11 protein-coding genes and 1 pseudogene are annotated in these 23365 nt (G+C 52.9%); all 12 read right to left on the bottom strand.

The window, feature by feature from the left end:
• Positions 1-173 precede the first annotated feature (173 nt).
• Complete coding sequence (locus tag L1D43_RS15695) at positions 174-2096, bottom strand: EAL domain-containing protein (RefSeq protein WP_239853000.1); 1923 nt, start codon at positions 2094-2096, stop codon at positions 174-176.
• Between the two features lie 8 nt (positions 2097-2104).
• Positions 2105-2812, bottom strand: a complete 708-nt coding sequence (locus L1D43_RS15690) for a transglutaminase-like cysteine peptidase (protein ID WP_239852998.1) — start codon at positions 2810-2812, stop codon at positions 2105-2107.
• Between the two features lie 16 nt (positions 2813-2828).
• Entirely contained in the window at positions 2829-3434 is a 606-nt protein-coding gene (locus L1D43_RS15685) for an OmpA family protein (protein ID WP_239852996.1), read from the bottom strand.
• A complete protein-coding gene (locus tag L1D43_RS15680; protein ID WP_239852995.1) occupies positions 3434-4846 on the bottom strand; it encodes a TolC family outer membrane protein in 1413 nt (470 codons plus the stop codon). The genes L1D43_RS15685 and L1D43_RS15680 overlap by 1 nt, the downstream gene beginning before the upstream one ends.
• A gap of 30 nt (positions 4847-4876) precedes the next feature.
• Positions 4877-6259: an HlyD family type I secretion periplasmic adaptor subunit gene (locus L1D43_RS15675; protein WP_239852994.1), complete on the bottom strand. Its 1383-nt coding sequence runs from the start codon at positions 6257-6259 to the stop codon at positions 4877-4879.
• Positions 6252-8432 (bottom strand): type I secretion system permease/ATPase, encoded by a 2181-nt coding sequence (locus L1D43_RS15670; protein ID WP_239852991.1) that lies wholly within the window; start codon positions 8430-8432, stop codon positions 6252-6254. Before L1D43_RS15670 ends, L1D43_RS15675 begins: the two co-directional genes overlap by 8 nt.
• A gap of 134 nt (positions 8433-8566) precedes the next feature.
• Entirely contained in the window at positions 8567-13705 is a 5139-nt protein-coding gene (locus tag L1D43_RS15665) for an Ig-like domain-containing protein (RefSeq protein WP_239852990.1), read from the bottom strand.
• A complete protein-coding gene (locus L1D43_RS15660; RefSeq protein WP_239852989.1) occupies positions 13626-15227 on the bottom strand; it encodes an Ig-like domain-containing protein in 1602 nt (533 codons plus the stop codon). Before L1D43_RS15660 ends, L1D43_RS15665 begins: the two co-directional genes overlap by 80 nt.
• The gene (locus tag L1D43_RS15655) at positions 15163-16923 is read right to left on the bottom strand and encodes an Ig-like domain-containing protein (protein WP_239852988.1); all 1761 of its coding nucleotides are present in this window, start codon (positions 16921-16923) and stop codon (positions 15163-15165) included. The genes L1D43_RS15660 and L1D43_RS15655 overlap by 65 nt, the downstream gene beginning before the upstream one ends.
• Positions 16905-17974, bottom strand: a pseudogene (locus L1D43_RS15650) (Ig-like domain-containing protein); the annotation flags it as partial. The gene L1D43_RS15655 and the pseudogene L1D43_RS15650, both read right to left, overlap by 19 nt.
• Positions 17868-18833 carry a retention module-containing protein gene (locus L1D43_RS15645; RefSeq protein ID WP_239852987.1) on the bottom strand — a complete coding sequence of 322 codons (966 nt, stop codon included), beginning with the start codon at positions 18831-18833 and terminating at the stop codon, positions 17868-17870. The pseudogene L1D43_RS15650 and the gene L1D43_RS15645, both read right to left, overlap by 107 nt.
• A gap of 240 nt (positions 18834-19073) precedes the next feature.
• Complete coding sequence (locus tag L1D43_RS15640; protein WP_239852986.1) at positions 19074-23363, bottom strand: VCBS domain-containing protein; 4290 nt, start codon at positions 23361-23363, stop codon at positions 19074-19076.
• Positions 23364-23365 lie beyond the last annotated feature (2 nt).

Genomic DNA, 23365 nt, shown 5'->3' with positions numbered 1-23365 from the left:
GCAATTTTTAATTGTAGAATAACTACTTATCTAAAAATCCTGCTTTGTTCTCAAACGTTTTTCCTGCGCTATTTCTGATCACATACTTACTGTAATTGGTATAAGGCCCTCTTTCTATTTATTAAGCCGTATTATCGGGATAAAAAAAGCTGCCTTTTGGGCAGCTTTTTTTGTTATAGCTCAACCCGAGTGGGCGGGTAGATGTAGCCCATGTAGGCGTTGGCCTTGAGCGGCTCGAAACGTGCCAATTGTGGCTGCTCCTGAATGCCTGTGACGATGATCTGGATATCCAGGCCTCTGGCGACGTTTACCAGGGCGCGGCACAGCTCGCTGTTGTGCTCGTTCTCATCATAGTAGGCGAAGGATTGATCTAACTTGACGTAGCTAGGTCTCAGGTTCTGCAGGTAAGACATAGAGCCAAACTGACGACCGAAGTGATCGATACCGAAGTGGGCGCCATTATCGCGAATGATGTTACATAGGGCCTGACAGGCATCGGGATCGCTATAGACGCCGGCCTCTGGAATATCAAACACGATACGCTGGGCCTGCTGCGTACTGCTCAGGAACTTGTTGAGCCATTTATGGAAACTGGTATCGCTCAGACTGTTGAAGGTCAGGTTAATGGCGATAGGCTCATCATTACGCTCCAGCAGACCATTTTCCACTATGGTTTCGATCAGGCATCTGTCCAGCATAGACCCCAGTGAGAGCAGCTCGACATAAGGCATAAACTGGCCCGCGTGGATCTCTTTATCGCCTATGGTGAGCTGACAATAGAGCTCACGCTGCACCACCTCATCCTTATGGGTATGGTAGACCGGCTGCCATTTGAACTGGAACTGCTTGCTGCTGATGGCCGCGCTCAAATGCTCTCGCCACTGCTCACGGGTGTAGAGCTGTTTCTCGTTACTCTCGAACCAATGGAATACCTTGTTGTCGGCGATCGCCTTCTGCAATGCGTTATCTGTCTGCGCCAGAATGTCCGATACCGTCATGTTGTCGGTGCGCTGGGCGATACCTATGGCAAACTGCTCGTTAGGCTTACAGCCCGCCTTGGAGATCTCCTGATTCACGGTTCTGATCAGGGTATGCAGGTACTTGCTGCTCTGCTCCTGTTCGGCACTGGTGATCAGGAAGGCAAATTCATAGGCGGCGATACGGGCGATGACGGAAGGGGCGATCTCGTCGAGTTGCTCCTGCATCTTCTCGGCCAGCAGGCGTATGGTTTCATCGCGAACCTGATAGCCATACTTGCTGTGTACCTCTTCTAGCCAGTCAAACTTAGCCATCATCAGCGAGCCATTGTTAGGTTCATTCAACCAGCTGTTGAGACGGCCCATCATATATTGTCGGTTTGGCAGCTTAGAGACTTGATCCACCAGGTTCTTCTTGCGCAGTTCTGTCACCTCTTCGTCTAGAGAGCTGAAGATCTGCTTGAGCTGGTGAGACATGCTGTTAAAGGCTTCGACCACTGACTTGAGCTCTGAGGTCTTAGGAATTGCCATGTCAGGGCCAAATTTGCGCTGGGCTATTTCGGTCGCATGCTCGGCAATCTCATGCAGTGGTCGCAGGATCCAGGTTAGCCCGAAGCGCGCCAGCATGATGGCGAGTAAAAACAGGATAGAAATGACTATGATGGCGTTGGTCAGGGTGCGCCACAGCTCGTTGTAACCAAAGCCGGGGTGGGCAGTGATCTCTAGCTTGGCCAGTTGAATCCAACCCGAGGTAATGGTGCTTTCGCGTTTAATGGTTTCGAAGAACCCTAGGTCGATAAACCATTGGGGGACGCCCTCAATCTTAACGTCGTTTTCCCACACCTGTTGTTTGCCATCGACCAGCCAGGTGAGTTTCACCTGTTGGTAATAGCCGCCTTCGAAGATGACGTTGATCAGCGTCTCCGCGCCGACAATGTCACCCGCTTCCAGATCGGGAACCAGCATGATCCCCAGACTGTGGCTGGTGTTATTGAGATCGGACTCCATCTGCTTGGTCAGAAAGCTTTGTGTCTCTGTAAATTGTACATAAGCCAGGCTGATGACAACGACCAAGAACAGGCCAAAAAGCAGTGAGTATATCTGTCGAAACAGTGTCATTGTTTTCGCTACTCCAATCTTAACTTAGGCATTTTGAGTCGCTCAACACCTAATCTATTTTTGAGATCATTCCATTTTTCAAGGCGTCCCGATGAGCCTGCCAGTACACCGCGACCTTTTTCTTTGTTTAGCCACAACTGACGACCGTTAAAGCTGTATACGGGGATCAGATCTTGTCTCTGGGTGGCCGGTTTAATCTGTCTGTCCAGGTTATCCAACACCAAGGGGATGGAGCCGGGCGTTTCATAATAGGCTAACACCATGTGGTACTGGTTGACCGAGGTGGCCTTGACCATGGTGATCCGCAGCTTGTCATCGGGCACCCCCAGCTGCAGCAGGGTGAAATATTTGGCGATGGAGAAATCTTCACAATCGCCACCATTCACCCCGATAAACTCCATCGGTGTGGCCCAGTAGTTACTGACGCCCCACAGCTTGATGTCGTCGACAAACCTAAACAGATTGAAAAAGTTATTTACCTTGGTGATCTTCTCTTGTTCACTCAGGCCCTGCGATTCATCCAGCACCTTAAACCAGGCGGCGACGCGCATGCCTGCGCGCTCACCGTATCGGGCTTCTAGGGTGGACTTAATGTAGTTGGCGTCGAGTGTTTGTGTCGGAGAAGCGTATAGGCAAGAAAACCCCAGGGCCGTTGCCACAACGCAAAGTTGGCAGACCCTTTGAAAGCGTTTTTGCCTGCCAATTTTGGCCTTCATCTTCTCCGACTATTTTTTATTTTACTTGTTCATCAACTGTGTAGATGTGCCACTTCATATCGGCTCTGGTGTCTTCACCCGTTACCTCTGCGATCACGCGGCGGTTACGTGTGTGTGCCATCTTGGTATGAGTAGGGTCTACCGGTCTGTCGTAGCTGTAGCCTATGGCGGTCAGACGGTCGTTGGCGATACCGAATCGCTCAGACAACAGCGAAGTTACGGCATCGGCGCGGTTTTGCGACAGCGTTAGGTTGTGCTCATAGCTACCCGTCTTACTGCAGTGACCTTCAATGGTCACCTTAGTATTGGGGTACTGTCTCATGAAAGTCGCAACCATTTCTACCTGATCATAGTACTGGGGATCAATGTAGTAAGAGTCGTTGGCGAACAATATCTTAAGCTCTTGACGCTCATTGATCGGCTTAATCTTACCACAGCCGTAGTTATCAATGTTGGCACCGAGCACTGTATCGTTACAGCGTTCGCGAGCGACAATAACACCATCTTTATCTTTGTCGTTAAGATCGAATACCTGATTGGTTGGGGTATCCATGGTCACTATGTCGCGCGAGGCGCAGCCGCCCAGTAAGGCGACGCTAAGAATAATCAGTAAGGCTTTCATTATTTTACTCCCCCTTCGTATTCGCGCTCACCCTTCCAGACATCGGGGCGAGTCACACGAAGCGATTCCAGTAGTCTTCCTGTAGCGTTAAGGATGCGATATTCAGAGAGGATCTCGTCATATTCGGCATCGAGGTAATCCTTACGCGCTTCAAACAGTTCGTTTTCGGTATCCAGCAAATCCAATAAGGTGCGCTGTCCCAGGTTGAACTGTTGGCTATAGGCGACTTGAGTGTCTTTGGCTGCGATGACGTGATCGCGGATATAGAGCTTCTGTGGCTCTAGCATCTCATAGGCGTTCCAGGCCAGGTTGACCCCTTCGACCACCTGACGATAGGCACGCTGGCGAATCTCTTTCGCCTCACCTATCTTGTAGGCGGCTTCTTTCTCGCGGGCCAGATCTTTACCACCGGCAAACAGGTTGTATTTCACCCTTACCATGGCGACAAGATCATTGTTGTGACCGCCGACATTCTGGTTGGCAAAAATTGAGTAGCCGTCTTCACCGTCCAGGTTGTCATTCCAGTTGCCACCTAATTCTAGCGAGAGCTTAGGGTAGTAGTTGGACTGGGCTGATGAACGCTCGTTCTCTGCCGCCGAGATATCACTGGCGGCGGATTTCAGAATAGGATGGTTTTCCTGGGCAACCTTGAGGCCGTCGGTGAGGTTGGTCGGCAGCATATCGTCATCAGGCACGGGAACGATTAGGTTTTCCGGCTCTTTCTCGACGATACGAACAAACTGCGCCTTGGCATCGAAGAAGTTGTTCTTCGCCGCGATCACGTTGGCGTTGGCGCGGGCCAGACGACCCGTGATTTGAGACAGATCTGCGACTGAGCCCAGGCCCGAATCGGTACGCTGTTTGATCTGATCATAGATGTCTTTATGACTCTGCAGGTTTTTCTCTGCCAGGGTCAGCACTTGCTCACTACGAATATAGTTGACGTAGACTTTAGCCACATCCAGTGCGATATCTTCGGCAGCGGCAAACAGGGCCCATTGATCGGCGCTGGCTTCGAAGCTAAAACGATCCACTTCGCTCGAGGTGTAGAAACCGTCGAAAAGCATCTGCTTGATGCTAAATCCGACTTCACCACGCATCAATTCGATGACACCATCTTCGTCAACATCGCCCTGGCCTGCACGGCGGCGGGTAGACGGACTATTTGTCTGCTCCCAGCCATAGCCACCACTGATATCAACGCTTGGCATGTAACCGGCGATTGCCTGATTGACCTGCTCTTCGCGTGCCTTGAAGCGATTAAATGCGATGCGAATATCTGGATTGGTATCCAGCGTATGGGCGACAGCCTGTTCTAGCGTTTGGCTAGAGGCTGCCCCGGGTATCAACATCGCACTAATGGCGAGTGCCATGGCACTGCGCTTTAGTTGATGCATGGTTTGCTTACTCATTTGGTAACCCCCCTGGTTATTGTTGTGAACTTAACGTTCACGTAGAGCAGTGTCTCTTGCTCTCAAAATTGGATTAAGTATGTACTCCAGAACAGATCTTTGCCCAGTGATCACATCCACCGTGGTTAACATGCCAGGTATGATGGGCATCTGGGTGCCGTCGTCTTTCGTCAAACTTGATAGTTCAGTTCTAACCCTTACAAGATAGAAACTGTTTCCCTCTTCGTCCTGTGTTGTATCGGCACTGATGTGCTCCACAACGCCATTGAGGCCACCGTAACGAGTGAAATCGTAGGCAGTAACTTTAACAACGGCGGGTAAGCCAGGATGTAAAAATGCGATATCTTTCGGAATGATCTTGGTTTCGATAAGCAGCTGATCTTCAGATGGCACTATCTCTATGATGTCGATGCCAGGCTGAACAACACCACCTAAGGTGTTGATATGAACTGTTTTGATCGTGCCGTTTACCGGCGAGACGATCTCGGCCTTGCTCACCTTATCTCGTGCGCCCACCTGAGCCTCGTTGATGCGCGACAGACGTGTCTGCATCTCGTTGAGCTGGGTGCGGGCCTCTGCGGCGTAGACGAACACGGCTTCGCGGCGTTTCAGTATCGCCTCATCCTGTGATGCCTTAACCTTCGGCCTGAGTAGCCTGAGCGAGCTTAGCTCACCGCGAATGTCGTTGACGTTACGTTCCAGCTTAAGCAGCTCAACCTCGGGCACAATCCCCTTGTCGGCTAGCGGACGGGTCAGCTCAAGTTCCCGGGTCACCAGCTGGAAGCTGGTTGTCAGGGTATTGATCTTAGAGGCCAGCTCTTCGGTTTCCTGCTGCTTCTGTTGGATCTGGCGCGCTAGGATCTCCAGCTGATTGCTCAGGTTGTCCAGCCTGCCCGAGTATTCGTCGCGCTGACGCTCTATCAGGTCGTGTTCGCTTTCGATCAGCTCAGGCGGGAACTGTAGCGGCTGTTTGGCGATCTTCACCTGCTCGCGCCAGTCGGCGGCCACATCTGAGATGGTGATGCTGTTGAGCTCGGCGCGCAGACGAATAACGTTAGCCTGCAGGCTGTAGACCTCCTGCTCCTGCTGGGCGAAGTCTGAGCGAAAACGGGTGTCATCTATGCGCACCAGAGGCTGGCCCTTGGTGACCGTCATGCCTTCACGGACATACAACTCTTTCATGATGCCGCCGTCCAGACTCTGAATCACCTGTACCTGAGACGAGGGAATCACCTTGCCTGTGCCCGTGGTCACCCGATCCAGCTCGGCAAAATAGGCCCATACCAGGAAGCTAAAGGCGAGGGCGGTCAGGGCCCAGATTATCAGCCTGTGACTGGTGGGCGCATCTGTCATCATGGCGCCGTAGACGTCATCGACCATCTCTAAATCTTGGGTAGTTAAGTGCTTACTCACTCTTCGGCCCTCCCGAAAGTAGCCCCTTGGCGAGCTGGTTGAGTACCTGCTCTTTCGGGCCGTCGGCCACCAGATGGCCTCGATCTAAGACTATGATACGGTCAACGAGATTCAGCAGGTGCATCTTGTGGGTGATCAGCAGCAGGGTGCGCTCCTTGGAGACATTCTTCATGGCGCGAATAAATTGCTTTTCGGCGCGCGCATCTAGGCTTGCGGTGGGCTCATCCATCAGCAGCACTGGCGGATCGTTTAGGGTCGCCCGTGCCAGCGCTATGGTTTGGCGTTGACCGCGAGACAGAGACTGACCGCCTTCACCGACCTGTTGATCTAAGCCTTCGGTCTCGATATCGGTAAACTGGTTGACGCCAGACAACTGCACCGCACGGATTAGCTGATGTTCGGTGACCTGTCGGGTACCGAAGAGTATGTTGTCGCGGATTGTCCCGTGGAATAGAGTGATGTCCTGAGGCAGGTAACCGAAGTTTCTACGCAGATCTGTTGGGTGAATCTGCGCCGAATCCAGGCCGTCGTAGCGCAAACTGCCCTTGGTAGGTTGGTAGAGGCCGACTAAGAGCTTGGCCAGGGTGCTCTTGCCCGAACCGTTGCGGCCTATGATGGCGATGCGTTCACCCGGTGCAATCGACAGGGACATGGGGTGCAGTACGGGACGCTCTGAGCCAGGATAATTAAAGCTGACGTGGTCGGCGTTGATCTGGCCCTTGAGACGCTGTTTGCTGACCAGATGGCCCTTATTCTCAAACTCATCTTCCTGGGTCATGATCTGATCCAGCTGCCTTAGGGCGCTGGCGGTATGGTTGCCTCGGGTCATCAGGCCGGCCAGCTGCGCCATGGGTGAGATGGCCCGGCTAGACAGGATCACCGCGGCGATAATGCCGCCCATGGAGATATCGTTATCGGCGACGCGATATACCCCTAAGATCACCACGCAGACCACGGAGAGTTGTACGGTGAAGTTGGCAACGTTGGTGACCGAAGTGGAGATCTTCTTGACCTTCAGCTGCCAGTTAGCGGTGTGGCCAATCATCTGCTGCCAGCTCTTCTGCACTAGGCCTTCGGCGCCGCTGGATTTTATCGACTCGATAGAGGCCAGAGACTCGATCAGGTGACCATGTTTCAGGCCAGAGAACTTGTTGCTCTCTTCGATAGCCGCCTTGAGGCGCGGCTGCATGATCAGGGTATAGGCAATGATAATGATGCCGCCTATCACAGGAATGATGGCTAGATCGCCCGCAACGATATAGATGATCAGCATGAAGAACAGTGCAAACGGCAGATCGACCAAGGTGGTGATGGTCGCCGAGGTCAATATCTCGCGTATGCTGTCAAATTCGCCCAACTGGCGTGCCATGCCGCCGATACTGGGGGAGCGTTTCTCTAAGGGTATGCCTATGGCCTTAGCGAAAAGCCTCGATGACACTATGATGTCGACCTTCTTGCCAGCCACATCGATCAGGTAGGCCCTGAGTTGCCGCATGACCAGATCGAAGATGTAGGCGATGCCGGCGCCTATGGCGAGTACCCATAGGGACTCAAAGGCGAGGTTAGGCACCACCTTGTCATAGACATTCATGATAAACAGTGGCGATACCAAGGCGAACAGGTTCACCAGCACGGAGGCTATTAAGGCGTCTCGGTAGATGGGCGCCGAATCTTTCAGGGTTTGGATAAGCCAGTGGGTGCGACTGTCGTGCAGATGCACATCCAGTCCCATGTCGCCACGGTATTGCTGCTTCACGAGAAATAGATACCCGACGTACATGGCTTCGAGCGCTTCTATGCTGAGCACTTCTTCGCCGCCGGTTTCCGGCAACTGAATCACAGCCCTGTCTTTGTCTATGTCGATCTCTCGCAGCAGACAGGCATTCTTATCTTTTAGCAGCAAGATACAAGGCAGGAGGATCGGGGAGATCTGATCCAGCCCCTTACGAGTCAGCTTGGCCGCCAACCCGGCTCGGCTTGCTGCCTGAGGGACAAGTTCGGGTGTCAAAATACTCCCCGACAGCGGCAGTCCTGCGGCTAATGACTCGCTGGAACAGGGGCTGCCAAAGTATTCTGTCAATAACACTAAACTGTCTAACAAGGGATCGACAGTCACTCTTTGGGAGGCTGAAACTGTCCATTGCTCAGTTTTTGGAGACGCTGAAGCTTGCACCTTAAAAGCTTATCCTTAAGATTTTATTATAAAATTATCGTAGAACAATTATAGAAGTAATACTAAAACATCACCAAAGTAAAAATGACACCAATTAGCCGAAACTAGTTGGTGCCATTCTACTGTTCTCCTTTTTAAGGGAGTATGACTTGGATTTGGCCATCATCGTCGAGGGTTGTCGGTACGGCAAAGCTCGAAGCCGCCTGGTTCACGTTGGCATTATCTACGATCAATGCACCGTGACCCTCCGAGCCCAATAAACCGTTGATGATTTGACCATCGGTTGTGCCCAGATGGCTCAGGTCGACGCCGTCGAGGACGATGGTCTGATCCACGTGACCATCGTTATTGGCATCAATCTCGATGGTAGTTGAACCATTATCAACGGTGAAGTGCAGGTAGTCTTCCAAGTTACCGCCGTTTTCGCCCTGGAGCAGATCGCTTAGATCCAGCTTGTCCTGGTTGATATCGAAATCGGTAATATGGTCGGTACCCGTATCACCTTGCTGCCAAACGAAAGTATCGGCTTCACTATCTGCCTTACCTGAGCCACCGGTTAGGGTGTCATCGCCCAGGCCGCCGATGAGAATATCTTCGCCGGCACCACCGATCAGCATGTCGCTGCCATGGCCGCCTAGTAGCATATCATCGCCGCTACCGCCGTGAAGCTCGTCATTGCCGCCTTGACCGAAGAGGATATCGTTGCCCTGATTACCGGCCAGTATATCGTTGCCATCTTGGTCGCGAGAGGTGTCGAATAGCGCTGGATTGGCCGCCACGAATTCGTGAACATCTTGGATTGTAACGGTTGAAGCATCTTCACCTAGTTGCTGTGCCACAAATTTCTGCAGTGCTGCGTAGCCCTGACCGTCAATACCGTCGAACTGAACCAGATCGCCAAACACTATGTCGTGGCCCTCGCCGGCGTTAACCGTGTCATCACCTTGAAGTAGCATCTCTTTAGAGCCCAAGATGATGCTGGCCAGATCGCTGACGTTGATGTTGGTTGCAACGTTACCATCAGAGTCATATGGAGTTAGCTTATTCAGGCTAATACCACTGCCTATGCCGATGGCTTCGACATTAGACAGAGTGTTAAGCACTTGGAAGGCCGCCAATGCTTCAGATTCTGCCGTGACGTCGGTACCGTTACCATTGCTGTATCCGGAGGCGATCTTCGCGACATAGTAGTCGCCATTTTCATCGACTCTCATGCTACCAGTCTGATAATGCTTCCATGAGCCATCGTCTCTATACCAGTAATTAATGTTACCGTATTCATCGATGATGACTTTGCCATTGTGCTTAAGTTCTTGGCCTGGGACGTACTTATCTAGAAGATCGGATAACTTCTTATCCCAGTCATTGTAGTAATTATTATAAACCCACACATCTTCAGGATCGGCATCAACGTTGTAGTTGTTGGTTTCACCATCTGTGATGAAGTAGGTCAGGTTGGTTCCTGTATTGCTAGCTGCCGAACCATGACTAAACCAATCGATGACAGTCTCAAATGCCGCCTCGTAGTTGGTTCTACCGTTGTCGCTGCTGATTTCGTTCAGTACGCTCTCTAACTTAGAGATAGCATCTGAATCGGCTAGATTAACGGCCACATGTGCCTTAGTGCCGCTGTTAAAGTCGACAAGTAATACGTTCACCGTACCTGAGGTAGCGCCACCCACGCTGGCCTTCAATGTATTGAAGACCTGTAGTAGCTGATCCTTAGCCGACTCAATTCGATTCGAGCCCATACTTCCTGACGAATCCAGGATAAAGGCGACATTGTAGTTTTCGCCCTGTACTACCTGTATGCCGGTCGTATCACTAACGATGACGTCATGATCATTTGTCCCTGTTAGTGCGTTGTCTCCATCTGTTCCATTACTATATTGGTAGTCACGTACAACAGACTGAGGATTCACGGCAAAATGACCAATTGCGGTATCGCCGTCCGAATCGGTTGCGACAACATTGAAGTCTAGCTGTCCATCGGCGGTTGCTTCCATCGTCTTGTATTGATAGAACTCCCACTGACCAGTGCTAGGTGTAAACTCAACCTTAAAGACTAGCTCACCAGATGCTGTTTCGCCGATAAGGGTATTGCCCGACATTGAGGTAGAGATACTTTGACCATCGCTAGTCTGCAGTTTGGTTTCGTCTATGCCTGTAAGGCTTAGAGATCCCATACCATCGGCGCCCCAATCGGTATCGACTGTGCCCGTTGCATAACCCGTTGCTATGTCGTCATAGCCTAAGAACTCAATAGCCTTGATGGCAAAGTCGCTGTTATCACCATGGGCTGCACCAAAACCGTTATCGGTAGCCCTGATAACCATCTTGTCGAACCCGCCTTGTAACACTTCAAAGACTGCGGCGTAATTACCATCTTTGGCATCCGAGCTAAAGGTTTGCGTTGTGATCAGCTGGCCATCGCGATAAAACTCGACAATACCTACTTCAAGTTCACCGCCAAACATCGCAGAGAACTCTATGTTGACACCATAAGCGAGAGTATCGGCATCTAGTGTAACAACTATCTCCTCTGAGCCTTCACTACCATCGGCGAACTTCCTGAAGTCGACTTCGCCAGGGAGGTTAAGGTATGGGCTATCTATGCTTTGAACACCTATGCCACTACTTGTGCTAGAGACGTTCGCTGTCGTTAGCGTTGAGTCTGTAGACGAGCTAAATCCTCTTGCCGTGATGGTGAAGCCATCGAAATCAAGCGAGCGGCTAGCGCCGCTGCCGGTTAATGAGAATTCACCCACTAAGGTGTCAGGAATGTTATCGCCCGTCACATCAACAGTTTGGCTAGCGGCAATTTCTGGGGCATCGTCTTGTACGGTAACTGAGTAGGTGCTTGTTGCCGTCTTGCCGTTAGCATCAACCGCTATAATATCAATACCGCTAATTGTTAAATCCTCGGTGCTGACATTGTGTGGGAAGGTATCGAGAATCTCAGCGGTAACGCTTACGTTACCCTCGGCACCACTCTCAATACGATTACCATTCAGGGTCAGGCGGATAGCCTCTTTACCCATGAAGGTACCTATGAGTTGTCCGTTCTCGTTAAATGACCAGCTTATCTTGGCGTTGACACCAGAGACTTGGATATCATCCGTATCGCCAAACTGGAATGCCGTAATCGACTCACTGCCAGACTTGAAGCGCAGTGTCTGTACGTCTGACTCGGCGCCATCTTTGTAAAGGTCGGCTTCGCTCAGCATAGATACAGCATTCGAGGAGAGCGCCGTTGGAGCCGTAGTCGCGCTGCCTGGTGCATCCAAATCAACATGGATAGAACCTGTTGAGGTATCGCCGTCGCTGTCGGTCACATCGACCACAAAGTCGAGATCCACATCCACGGTCGAGCTGACGATATTCTCTGCCGACGTACCGGTAAACTGGAAGTTGGAATGCCCCCCTTGCGCACTGGTGGACACTTCGATATAGCTAATTTCGCCAAGGTTACCAATGGTTTGTCCGCTGGTAATGTCGCCTTCGCCCAGCAAGTTGCCATTGGCATCGTAGGCCTTGTAATGGATATAGGTGGCACCGCTAAAGTTGATCGAAGCCGAGGCTACCTCATTGGCGTAGTCGATGATGAGTGCTTCGCCTTGATCGACCCAGGCGTTTTGTGCGCCGAAACCATTTGTGTTGCCATTGACGGTGCTTGCAATGCTGCCCGATGTAGACGTTAAGGTGAATGCAATGTCATTCGGATTCGTTACATCATTAATATCGTTATAAATTGTACCATCGGCCATCACATAGGCTGCTGGCGTGTTACCGCCTTTACCACCACTCATGTTGGCTACAGTCACTGTGCTGAGTTCATCGATGGCATGCTTCAGATCTAGCTGGTAGCTATCGCTATTCGGATCGATAGATAGGGTAAATATCACCGATTGCGCACCGTTGCCAGAATCGTAAGCCGAAGGTGTGCCACTGGTATCCGAATAGGCAATGAGTATGCCTGGATTGGCCGGATCGACATAGTAGAACACGGTCAAACCACCGGCGGTAATGCCTGAGTCGGAGAAGGTTCCCCCGCCCGAAATATTGCCTGAGAGGTCTGCACTAAAGTCTTGATCTGCGCCGTCGACATTGATAACGCCATCATAGATACCTGCGGCATTGTCACCGGCAAGGTCTAGCGGATCGAGCGTGACGCCGTCGTCGATAACCTTCACGGATACAGAACCCGTGGCGGTTGCATTACTTGTATCTGTCGCTTCTACAGTGATGCCATTGATGACAATGTCATCGACGTTTGCGCCGTGTGGCAAGTTATCCAGCAGGGTCACTGAAACAGTTACCGAACCGGTGGCGCCCGCGCTGATGTTACTACCCGATAGACTTAGCTGTAATACCGGTGTGCCGTCTATGCTGCCGATCAGGTTACCCGAGGCATCAAGATCCCAGCTAATGTTGGCGTCAAGGCCGCTAACATTGATATCGCCAATATTAGTAAAGGCAAAACTGGTGACATCGTATACGCCTGCTGTGAAGCTCAGCCCTGAACTGTCGGTGTCGCTTGCTGAGCCAAGTGTGTTGGCGTCATCGACAGTGAGATCAGCGTTGCTGCCACCTGACACTCGTATGACGGTATGTGTCGAAATGGTGTCGGCGGTAAAGGGGTTACCGGCATCATCGGTACCAGAGACAGTGGCAGTGAACTCGGTATCAAGGGCCAAATCGCTGCCTGCGACCGCGACGCTAAAGCCCAGGCCGCCATTAGGCAGGGCGATCACTGTGGTGGTGTAGGTCGTGCCGTTGATCACCATGGTGACCGTATCACCGATGGCGGCATCGCCGCCGACGGTACCGGTGACCGTGACATTGCCGGCCGCTTCCTGGGCGTTGAGCACGTCATCACTGGTGATGTTATCCACCGTGATGGTGGCGCTGGCGTTGGTGTCGACAGTGTGTGTCGAAATGGTGTCAGCAGTAAAGGGGTTGCCGGCGTCATCGGTGCCGGAGACGGTTGCAGTGAACTCAGTATCAAGGGCCAAGTCGCTGCCGGCGACGGCGACGCTAAAGCCCAGGCCGCCATTAGGCAGGGCGATCACTGTGGTGGTGTAGGTCGTGCCGTTGATCACCATGGTGACCGTATCACCGATGGCGGCATCGCCGCCGACGGTACCGGTGACCGTGACATTGCCGGCCGCTTCCTGGGCGTTGAGCACGTCATCACTGGGAAATGGTGTCAGCAGTAAAGGGGTTGCCGGCGTCATCGGTGCCGGAGACGGTTGCAGTGAACTCAGTATCAAGGGCCAAGTCGCTGCCGGCGACGGCGACGCTAAAGCCCAGGCCGCCATTAGGCAGGGCGATCACTGTGGTGGTGTAGGTCGTGCCGTTGATCACCATGGTGACCGTATCACCGATGGCGGCATCGCCGCCGACGGTACCGGTGACCGTGACATTGCCGGCTGCTTCCTGGGCGTTGAGCACGTCATCACTGGTGATGTTATCCACCGTGATGGTGGCGCTGGCGCCGGTGTCGACAGTGTGTGTCGAAATGGTGTCAGCAGTAAAGGGGTTGCCGGCGTCATCGGTGCCGGAGACGGTTGCAGTGAACTCAGTATCAAGGGCCAAGTCGCTGCCGGCGACGGCGACGCTAAAGCCCAGGCCGCCATTAGGCAGGGCGATCACTGTGGTGGTGTAGGTTGTGCCGTTGATCACCATAGTGACCGTATCACCGATGGCGGCATCGCCGCCGACGGTACCGGTGACCGTGACATTGCCGGCTGCTTCCTGGGCGTTGAGCACGTCATCACTGGTGATGTTATCCACCGTGATGGTGGCGCTGGCGCCGGTGTCGACAGTGTGTGTTGAAATGGTGTCAGCAGTAAAGGGGTTGCCGGCGTCATCGGTGCCGGAGACGGTTGCAGTGAACTCAGTATCAAGGGCCAAGTCGCTGCCGGCGACGGCGACGCTAAAGCCCAGGCCGCCATTAGGCAGGGCGATCACTGTGGTGGTGTAGGTCGTGCCGTTGATCACCATGGTGACCGTATCACCGATGGCGGCATCGCCGCCGACGGTACCGGTGACCGTGACATTGCCGGCTGCTTCCTGGGCGTTGAGCACGTCATCACTGGTGATGTTATCCACCGTGATGGTGGCGCTGGCGTTGGTGTCGACAGTGTGTGTCGAAACGGTGTCAGCAGTAAAGGGGTTGCCGGCGTCATCGGTGCCGGAGACGGTTGCAGTGAACTCAGTATCAAGGGCCAAGTCGCTGCCGGCGACGGCGACGCTAAAGCCCAGGCCGCCATTAGGCAGGGCGATCACTGTGGTGGTGTAGGTTGTGCCGTTGATCACCATGGTGACCGTATCACCGATGGCGGCATCGCCGCCGACGGTACCGGTGACAGTGACATCGCTGGCCGCTTCTTGGGCGTTGAGCACGTCATCGCTGGTGATGTTATCCACCGTGATGGTGGCGCTGGCGTTGGTGTCGACAGTGTGTGTCGAAATGGTGTCAGCGGTAAAGGGGTTGCCGGCGTCATCGGTGCCGGAGACGGTTGCAGTGAACTCAGTATCAAGGGCCAAGTCGCTGCCGGCGACGGCGACGCTAAAGCCCAGGCCGCCATTAGGCAGGGCGATCACTGTGGTGGTGTAGGTCGTGCCGTTGATCACCATGGTGACCGTATCACCGATGGCGGCATCGCCGCCGACGGTACCGGTGACCGTGACATTGCCGGCCGCTTCCTGGGCGTTGAGCACGTCATCACTGNGTAAAGGGGTTGCCGGCGTCATCGGTGCCGGAGACGGTTGCAGTGAACTCAGTATCAAGGGCCAAGTCGCTGCCGGCGACGGCGACGCTAAAGCCCAGGCCGCCATTAGGCAGGGCGATCACTGTGGTGGTGTAGGTCGTGCCGTTGATCACCATGGTGACCGTATCACCGATGGCGGCATCGCCGCCGACGGTACCGGTGACCGTGACATTGCCGGCCGCTTCCTGGGCGTTGAGCACGTCATCACTGGTGATGTTATCCACCGTGATGGTAGCGCTGGCGTTGGTGTCTAAGACTGCAGAGTCAGTACCCGGAGCAGATATGTTTCCAGCTTGATCGGTGACAGTTGCGGTAACAACTATCTCATTACCTTCACCTGGTGATGGTAAAGTCATATCTACACTGTTGTTAGTAATATGTTCCTGAGTAAGGACTATTGAAATTCCATTTACTGTAAGAGTGTCACCGACAATTGCTCCTGTATTTTCAAGGCTAATGGTTACATCAATTGTCGTGCTCCCATTTAATTCACTGTTGCTGATAAATGCATCATTGTTTATATCAGTGGTGATCGTAACTGTTGGAGCTCCATCAATAACTGGGGTGACATTAATGGTCAGGGTCGCGCTTTCACCGGTATTGGTGGTGTAAGTGATGACCGGCACACTGCCGTTCCAGTTGTCGTTTGGCGTAAAGGTGTAAGAGCCATCGGCGTTGATCACCAGGCTGCCACCTTCTAGCTCGACGGTGGTGCCGGCGTTAACGGTTTGACCGTCGACGCTGAAGCTGACCACAGACAGCTGACTGTCGATATCGCTGTCGTTATCGAGCACGTTGCCGCTTGCCACGGTGTCTTCTGCCACGGTGTTGCTGTCGTTGGCCAGTACAGAAGGGTCATCTACTGGGGTGACATTAATGGTCAGGGTCGCGCTTTCACCGGTATTGGTGGTGTAGGTGATGACCGGCACACTGCCGTTCCAATCTTGGTTCGGTGTAAAGGTGTAGCTGCCRTCGGCGTTKATCACCAGGCTGCCACCTTCTAGCTCGACGGTAGTACCAGCGTTAACGGTTTGACCGTCGACGCTGAAGCTGACCACAGACAGTTCGCTGTCGATATCGCTGTCGTTATCGAGCACGTTACCGCTTGCCACTGTGTCTTCTGCCACGGTGTTGCTGTCGTTAGCCAGTACAGAAGGGTCATCTACTGGGGTGACATTAATGGTCAGGGTCGCACTTTCACCGGTGTTGGTGGTGTAGGTGATGACCGGCACACTGCCGTTCCAGTTGTCGTTTGGCGTAAAGGTGTAGCTGCCGTCGGCGTTGATCACCAGGCTGCCACCTTCTAGCTCGACGGTRGTRCCRGCRTTRACGGTTTGACCGTCGACRCTGAAGCTGACCACAGACAGTTGGCTGTCGATGTCGCTRTCGTTATCGAGCACGTTACCGCTTGCCACTGTGTCTTCTGCCACGGTGTTGCTGTCGTTGGCCAGCACGGATGGGTCATCTACTGGGGTGACATTAATGGTCAGGGTCGCACTTTCACCGGTATTGGTGGTGTAGGTGATGACCGGCACACTGCCGTTCCAGTTGTCGTTTGGCGTAAAGGTGTAGCTGCCATCGGCGTTGATCACCAGGCTGCCACCTTCTAGCTCGACGGTAGTGCCGGCATTGACGGTTTGACCGTCGACACTGAAGCTGACTACTNGTGTCTTCTGCCACGGTGTTGCTGTCGTTGGCCAGCACGGATGGGTCATCTACTGGGGTGACATTAATGGTCAGGGTCGCACTTTCACCGGTATTGGTGGTGTAGGTGATGACCGGCACACTGCCGTTCCAGTTGTCGTTTGGCGTAAAGGTGTAGCTGCCATCGGCGTTGATCACCAGGCTGCCACCTTCTAGCTCGACGGTAGTGCCGGCATTGACGGTTTGACCGTCGACGCTGAAGCTGACCACAGACAGTTGGCTGTCGATATCGCTGTCGTTATCGAGCACGTTACCGCTTGCTACTGTGTCTTCTGCCACGGTGTTGCTGTCGTTAGCCAGTACAGATGGATCATCTACTGGGGTGACAGTAATGGTCAGGGTCGCACTTTCACCGGTGTTGGTGGTGTAGGTGATGACCGGCACACTGCCGTTCCAGTTGTCGTTTGGTGTAAAGGTGTAGCTGCCGTCGGCGTTGATCACCAGGCTGCCACCTTCTAGCTCGACGCTGGTGTCGGCATTGACGGTTTGACCGTCGACGTTGAAGCTGACCACAGACAGTTCGCTGTCGATGTCACTGTCGTTATCGAGCACGTTACCGCTTGCTACTGTGTCTTCTGCCACGGTGTTGCTGTCGTTGGCCAGTACAGAAGGGTCATCTACTGGGGTGACAGTAATGATCAGGGTCGCACTTTCACCGGTGTTGGTGGTGTAGGTGATGACCGGCACACTGCCGTTCCAGTTGTCGTTTGGTGTAAAGGTGTAAGAGCCATCGGCGTTGATCACCAGGCTGCCACCTTCTAGCTCGACGCTGGTGCCGGCATTGACGGTTTGACCGTCGACACTGAAGCTGACCACAGACAGTTGGCTGTCGATGTCGCTATCGTTATCGAGCACGTTACCGCTTGCCACGGTGTCTTCTGCCACGGTGTTGCTGTCGTTGGCCAGCACGGATGGGTCATCTACTGGGGTGACATTAATGGTCAGGGTCGCACTTTCACCGGTATTGGTGGTGTAGGTGATGACCGGCACACTGCCGTTCCAGTTGTCGTTTGGCGTAAAGGTGTAGCTGCCATCGGCGTTGATCACCAGGCTGCCACCTTCTAGCTCGACGGTAGTGCCGGCATTGACGGTTTGACCGTCGACACTGAAGCTGACTACTNGTGTCTTCTGCCACGGTGTTGCTGTCGTTGGCCAGCACGGATGGGTCATCTACTGGGGTGACATTAATGGTCAGGGTCGCACTTTCACCGGTATTGGTGGTGTAGGTGATGACCGGCACACTGCCGTTCCAGTTGTCGTTTGGCGTAAAGGTGTAGCTGCCATCGGCGTTGATCACCAGGCTGCCACCTTCTAGCTCGACGGTAGTGCCGGCATTGACGGTTTGACCGTCGACACTGAAGCTGACTACTGATAATTCGGTATCGAAATCAAGATCATTATCTAAAACGTTGCCAGTTGCGACTTCATCTTCTGCGATAGTATTAGTGTCATTAGCGGTAATGGTAGGGGCGTCATCACTACTAACGGTAAACGCTTGAACTGTAGGCTGTTCTACAGAGAATCCAGATGTAGTATATCCGGCGCCAGCGATTGTTTGGGCGCCAGTTCTGCTTACGGAGATAAAGCCAGAGTCACCTTCACTGGTGGCAGTATTACCCGCGGCGGTTTCTGGTAATTCGGCTGTTGGATCTTCTCCTGATGCGATCAGTGCTTGAAGTTGTTCAATTTCATTTAATGCATCAGCTTCAACAGACGAAGTGTCATTGATACTTTGACTTGTAAAAGAAGTGCCATCTGCAAACTCAAGCTCTAAATCAGCCTGCTCAGCAATGAGAATCGTGCTTCCTTCGGGAATCACTTCACCGATAGTTACTGCTTTTTGCTCGGTTTCTGTTACCAAAGAAACCTTCCCTTTCACATCTATAACTTGTCCATTTTTGGTTGTAACTATCGATTTCATACCTGCCCCCGCAGAATTAAATGACACAACTTGATTTTAAGTGTTGTAACTGTTAGCGCGTTTTTTCGCCAAGTGTTGAATGTTATCAATAGTCTGTACAGTGGTCAATTTTTTGACACACAAATAATGCTAAAGGTAAGGTATGCTCGCAGTTTGTAATGCTTGTGATTGACAAATAAAAAGGCCAAACCACTAATTGTTAGGGTTTGACCTTGTAGGGTGTCGCGACAATGTCAGCTGTTATGGAATTGTATCAATAATCAGGTTTTCGTTGCCGAGTAGATTGTTGATGATCTGTGTATCGCTTAAGGTGTTGTTATTGGTTAAGTCAACATTGTTCAATACGATCGTGAGATCAACGATTCCATCATGGTTGGCATCGACAGAGATCTCAGTATTCCCACCGCTGAAATTGAATGCTAAGTATTGATCTAGAGAGTACATACCATTCTCTTCGTCGACTAAGATTGCTGACAAATCTAACTGATCCATACTGATGTCGAAATTGAGCACAGTATCTATGCCGTTGTCGTCGGAACCAATATCCCAGACCAAGGTGTCAATGTCGCTGTCAATACCCGCATCTATGGTATCGCTGCCTGCACCACCAATGAGTATATCGGCGCCTATGCCGCCATCGATAGTGTCGTTTCCTAGGCCTCCTAAGATGATGTCGTTACCACTTCCGCCTTCTATCAGATCGTCACCAGAGCCACCGATGAGTTGATCGTCGCCTTCCAAACCGAATATAGAGTCGTTGCCTTCTCGACCATATATTTCGTCATCGAGGTTTGCCCCTGTTAGAGAGTCACCCTCTGTGGTGCCGAAGATAAGGTTATCCACATCATCAGTACCTGTGACTGTCACCGCTGTATCAGCTAGCAGCTCATGGGTAAAGGTGGCCTGTACAAAGCGAGCCTGATAGGAGCCACCATCGTTATCCAAGTAGGTAATGGTCCAAATATCACCGGGATCGACTGGATTAGCTGCTAAGTAATCGGCAAGTGTAATACTATTGTCTGATTCCATAAGGATGTTTGTATAAGAGATATGGGCATTCATCAGACCTGAATCAGCATCATAAAACCAATCCGTTACGCCATTAGCTGCCGCTATCACAATGAAGGTGATACCGTTAATAGTCAGCCTTACTGATACTTCCTCCTCCCTTTCTATGCCTGTCTGTCCGCCAATTTCGCTGTTAGGAATTGGGATATCGAAAGGCGATTTTTGGAAATCAGTAAACAGATCTAATGCACCGCTGCTTGGATCTAAGTTGATGGCGCTGGCAAATGCGCTACTAACGGTCAGGAAGGCATCTTGATCATTACCTGAAGTTAGTGGTGATGAACCATCACCAATGAGCACAGTATTTCCGCCCAGGCTATTCGCTGGAACCGTATGTATGACAAAGTTACCATCGACGCTATCGGAACCCGAGTTGATTGTGAAGGTGAGGTTAATGTCTAGCTGCTCGCCTGTATCTCCATCACTTCCGGGGACATATATTAGGCTACCGAGTTCAGAAGCCGATAGCACGACGGGACTATCGAAGAGATACTGGGTCAACTCCCCGGTAACATCATCTATATACCAAATTTCGCCTATGTCGGCTGTCTCGTCAGGATCGACGAAGGATAGATTCAATCCTGTGATAGTGATGACATCTGTGTAGTCTTGGTCCGTTGGTATATCAATGTTGAGTGGATAACCATCAAGGTAAGGTATGGCTATTTCAGCAAGCGATGCCGGTACCCAGATCTCTTTAGCAAATTCGCCCTCAATTGGATCGTTAGTTCCATTGATGGTGATTGTGACTGTTTGAGTATCTGTGCCCCCGTCATTATCAGTGACTGTGACATTGAAACTCAGGGTGATGGTTTCATCTTCAGCAAGGAACTGCACCAGAGAGTTAAGGATGCTGTAATCCCAGCTGTCGCTGTCGACGCTGAAGCCGTCGATGAGGCTCTGGATTTGACCTGCGCTGAGCACGCTGGTCAGGTCACCACCGCTCCAGCTGATGTCATTGTTGTAGACCTCGGTGACGCTGTGGGTGTTGTTGACATCCACGTCGGTGAAGCTGAGTGCGCCGCTGTCGGTCAGGTTAGGATTGCTGGCATCTTCCGTCACGCCGCCTGTGGCATCCACGGTGAGTACCGGCAGGTCGTTGGTACCGGTAATGGTGAGGCTAACCGTCTTGGTGTCAGACCCGCCGTCGTTATCGGTGACCGTGACCTCGAAGCTTAAGGTGATGGTCTCATCTTCAGCAAGGAACTGCACATCACTGTTCAGGATACTGTAATCCCAGCTGTCGCTGTCGACGCTGAAGCCGTCGATGAGGCTCTGGATTTGACCGGCGCTGAGTACGCTGGTGAGGTCACCACCGCTCCAGCCGATGTCATTGTTGTAGACCTCGGTGACGCTGTGGGTGTTGTTGACATCCACGTCGGTGAAGCTCAGTGCGCCGCTGTCGGTCAGGTTAGGATTGCTGGCATCTTCGGTCACGCCGCCGCTGGCGTCCACGGTGAGCACCGGCAGGTCGTTGGTGCCGGTAATGGTGAGGCTGACGGTCTTGGTATCAGACCCGCCGTCGTTGTCGGTGACCGTGACCTCGAAGCTTAAGGTGATGGTCTCATCTTCAGCAAGGAACTGCACCAGAGAGTTGAGGATACTGTAATCCCAGCTGTCACTGTCGACGCTGAAGCCGTCGATGAGGCTCTGGATTTGACCGGCGCTGAGTACGCTGGTGAGGTCACCACCGCTCCAGCTGATGTCATTGTTGTAGACCTCGGTGACGCTGTGGGTGTTGTTGACATCCACGTCGGTGAAGCTCAGTGCGCCGCTGTCGGTCAGGTTAGGGTTGCTGGCATCTTCCGTCACGCCGCCGCTGGCGTCCACGGTGAGCACCGGCAGGTCGTTGGTGCCGGTAATGGTGAGGCTGACGGTCTTGGTGTCAGACCCGCCATCGTTGTCGGTGACCGTGACCTCGAAGCTTAAGGTGATGGTTTCATCTTCAGCAAGGAACTGCACCAGAGAGTTAAGGATGCTGTAGTCCCAGCTGTCGCTGTCGACGCTGAAGCCGTCGATGAGGCTCTGGATTTGACCTGCGCTGAGCACGCTGGTCAGGTCACCACCGCTCCAGCTGATGTCATTGTTGTAGACCTCGGTGACGCTGTGGGTGTTGTTGACATCCACGTCGGTGAAGCTGAGTGCGCCGCTGTCGGTCAGGTTAGGATTGCTGGCATCTTCCGTCACGCCGCCTGTGGCATCCACGGTGAGCACCGGCAGGTCGTTGGTACCGGTAATGGTGAGGCTGACGGTCTTAGTATCAGACCCGCCATCGTTGTCGGTGACCGTGACCTCGAAGCTTAAGGTGATGGTCTCATCTTCAGCAAGGAACTGCACCAGAGAGTTAAGGATGCTGTAATCCCAGCTGTCGCTGTCGACGCTGAAGCCGTCGATGAGGCTCTGGATTTGGCCTGCGCTGAGCACGTTGGTCAGATCGCCGCCGTCCCAGCTGATGTCATCGTTATACACCTCGGTGACGCTGTGGGTGTTGTTAACATCCACGTCGGTGAAGCTGAGTGCGCCGCTGTCGGTCAGGTTAGGATTGCTGGCATCTTCCGTCACGCCGCCTGTGGCATCCACGGTGAGCACCGGCAGGTCGTTGGTGCCTGTGATGGTGAGGCTGACGGTCTTGGTGTCAGACCCGCCATCGTTGTCGGTGACCGTGACCTCGAAGCTTAAGGTGATGGTTTCATCTTCAGCAAGGAACTGCACCAGAGAGTTAAGGATACTGTAATCCCAGCTGTCGCTGTCGACGCTGAAGCCGTCGATGAGGCTCTGGATTTGGCTGGCGCTGAGTACGTTGGTGAGGTCACCACCGCTCCAGCCGATGTCATTGTTGTAGACCTCGGTGACGCTGTGGGTGTTGTTGACATCCACGTCGGTGAAGCTGAGTGCGCCGCTGTCGGTCAGGTTAGGGTTGCTGGCATCTTCGACCACGCCGCCGCTGGCATCCACGGTGAGCACCGGCAGGTCGTTGGTGCCTGTGATGGTGAGGCTGACGGTCTTAGTGTCAGACCCGCCATCGTTGTCGGTGACCGTGACCTCGAAGCTTAAGGTGATGGTYTCATCTTCAGCAAGGAACTGCACCAGAGAGTTAAGGATACTGTAATCCCAGCTGTCGCTGTCGACGCTGAAGCCGTCGATGAGGCTCTGGATTTGACCGGCGCTGAGCACGCTGGTCAGGTCACCGCCGCTCCAGCCGATGTCATTGTTGTAGACCTCGGTGACGCTGTGGGTGTTGTTGACATCCACGTCGGTGAAGCTSAGTGCGCCGCTGTCGGTCAGGTTAGGATTGCTGGCATCTTCCGTCACGCCGCCTGTGGCATCCACGGTGAGCACCGGCAGGTCGTTGGTGCCTGTGATGGTGAGGCTGACGGTCTTGGTGTCAGACCCGCCATCGTTGTCGGTGACCGTGACCTCGAAGCTTAAGGTGATGGTTTCATCTTCAGCAAGGAACTGCACCA

Source organism: Shewanella sp. Isolate8, from assembly GCF_022398495.1.
Lineage (GTDB): Bacteria > Pseudomonadota > Gammaproteobacteria > Enterobacterales > Shewanellaceae > Shewanella > Shewanella aquimarina.
Note: the sequence above shows the minus strand (reverse complement) of the source record. Positions and strands in the feature narration are given on the sequence as shown.

Excerpts from the sequence above, each read along its gene's own strand:
- L1D43_RS15695 (WP_239853000.1), bottom strand. The coding sequence starts at position 2,096 with ATGACACTGTTTCGACAGATATACTCACTGCTTTTTGGCCTGTTCTTG.
- L1D43_RS15690 (WP_239852998.1), bottom strand. The coding sequence starts at position 2,812 with ATGAAGGCCAAAATTGGCAGGCAAAAACGCTTTCAAAGGGTCTGCCAA.
- L1D43_RS15685 (WP_239852996.1), bottom strand. The coding sequence starts at position 3,434 with ATGAAAGCCTTACTGATTATTCTTAGCGTCGCCTTACTGGGCGGCTGC.
- L1D43_RS15680 (WP_239852995.1), bottom strand. The coding sequence starts at position 4,846 with ATGAGTAAGCAAACCATGCATCAACTAAAGCGCAGTGCCATGGCACTC.